The 1863-nt window shown below is 36.1% G+C and carries 3 protein-coding genes; all 3 read right to left on the bottom strand.

Annotated features, from left to right (window positions below; translation table 11 throughout):
- Positions 1 to 150: 150 nt before the first annotated feature.
- The 3 genes from AB1414_20125 to AB1414_20115 all read right to left on the bottom strand — a co-directional run bounded on the left by AB1414_20125 (position 151) and on the right by AB1414_20115 (position 1709).
- Positions 151 to 654, bottom strand: a complete 504-nt coding sequence (locus AB1414_20125) for a hypothetical protein (protein MEW6609721.1) — start codon at positions 652 to 654, stop codon at positions 151 to 153.
- Positions 636 to 992 (bottom strand): nucleotidyltransferase domain-containing protein, encoded by a 357-nt coding sequence (locus AB1414_20120; protein MEW6609720.1) that lies wholly within the window; start codon positions 990 to 992, stop codon positions 636 to 638. The genes AB1414_20125 and AB1414_20120 overlap by 19 nt, the downstream gene beginning before the upstream one ends.
- Before the next feature lie 291 nt (positions 993 to 1283).
- Positions 1284 to 1709: a hypothetical protein gene (locus AB1414_20115; protein ID MEW6609719.1), complete on the bottom strand. Its 426-nt coding sequence runs from the start codon at positions 1707 to 1709 to the stop codon at positions 1284 to 1286.
- Positions 1710 to 1863: the final 154 nt, after the last annotated feature.

Below are 1863 nucleotides of genomic sequence, written 5' to 3'. Positions count from 1 at the left end.
ATAACTAACTATATTTCTTATACTTAGAGAAAAATACTTCTTTTTCCTTTTCCCCCCTTTCCCGTTTCCCCTTATTTACACAAGACATTGAAATACAAAGTGTTAGCAAAAAACGCAAAAGTTTAGTTATCTGTGTTCATCTGTGTCCCATTAATTTTCATCGTCCGTCCTATGTGACCCAACGGGGGATGACCGTTTCCCCTCAATACTTTTCAAAAAGATGTTTATGTCATCCTGATAGCGTTTTTTTAATTTTATGGCGTCGGCTAAAACTATCTTTATTTTTCTTTCATCCAATTCATAAGAATAAGCATGCCGAAAAAGATGTCTAAACGCTCTGAGATTATCCAATAACTCATAATTTTCTTGAGAAATTAGTGCTGGTCTGATACCTTCAATGGTTATCGTCATCCGTTTTAGTAATTCTATATGGTAATGGGTTTTGTTCTGAATATGATTATCAAAAGTATCAGCCACAATCTTAAAAAGGTCTTCAAAGGCACAATAGAGGTTATGTAATTGATAAGCAAGACTTTCTATTCCTGATTTACCTCTTTTTTGTTTTCGGTCCTCAATCCTAAAGTAGAGTTTTTCAATCTCCTCAATTTGCCTTGATACTGTAGCTTTTAGAACAACTAAACCTTCTTTATCCATCTTATACCTTTATCTTTTATCTTCTCTTCCAAACGATGACCTTCTAACTGAACGACATCAACATCTATTCCAATTTCTCTTGAAATAAATGCCATAGTTTTAAAGAAATCCCGGTCACTTAAATCAACAAAGCCAATATCCACATCAGATTCTTCAGAAAAACTGTCTGGATTGACAATAGAACCAAACAGATACGCCTCTTTAAAACTAACCTTATCAGAAAGTTTTGTTAGAGTAGATAGCACCTTCTCGATTAGTTGGCGACGCAAATTCTCCTTTTTTATTTTTTCTTTCAAAAGTATCTCATCTAACAAGTATGTTGAAAATTGATTAGTCATTTTACTCTTATTTGTTCAAATATTCCCTTTTTCCTCGCAAAGGTCTCCAGGGTAATTCTTTCCTTTATTTTTCTTTGTGTCCTTTGCGCCTTTGCGTGAAACTACCTTTCTTCTGAAAAATACCTCACACAGAGCCACAGAGTTCACAGAGGAAATTTATAAAATATTTTCCCTTTCTTCACTATGTCTTTGTGTGATAAATTTTCATTGCTCTTTGTGTCCCGTGGAGATATAATTACTTCTTCGTGCATTAGTGATTTTTCTTTAAAATCTGTGTTATCTGGTTTATGACTATTTTTCTTCCAATGTCTTGCCGTAGATGGCTGATATGACCAATCCTCCCAGGCATAAAGAGAGAAGCCCCTGCAACCAACCGGCAAAGACGAGCATCCGATGAATTGGAATCATAGTATAAAAATACAACTCACCTGGCACCCGTGCCATAAGCCAAACAATTAGCCCAAAGGTAAAACCTTTATTTATCCCTTTATCTGGTATCCCTTTGTAAAGCAAAAGATAACCGAGGGCAAACATTAGACCTGCCAGAAGGTCTGTCAATGGCATCCCCACCGTCCAGCAAATATCATTCATTGGTCGCCAGATACCTTCACTCATCGCGCAAAATTTACCAAATATCAGCCCATAGATTATAAAACTCACAACCTGCGAAATTATCGCTACCACTCCCCCTGATACAATCCATCTTATTACCATCATTTTTTCTTCACACCTCCTTAATTTTTTATTGAGGGTCGGACCTATTCTAATCCCGCATCAGAAGTAGGATTAGAGAGATTATGTAATAATTACACCTCCCATCCTTAAATCCTACCCATATCGGTTTGTCCTCCCCTTTATTCTTTCCTTAAAA

The organism is bacterium (genome assembly GCA_040755795.1).
In the GTDB taxonomy this organism is placed as follows: domain Bacteria; phylum UBA9089; class CG2-30-40-21; order CG2-30-40-21; family SBAY01; genus JBFLXS01.
The sequence above is the reverse complement of the archived record's forward strand: the minus strand, read 5'-3'. Positions and strand labels throughout refer to the sequence as shown.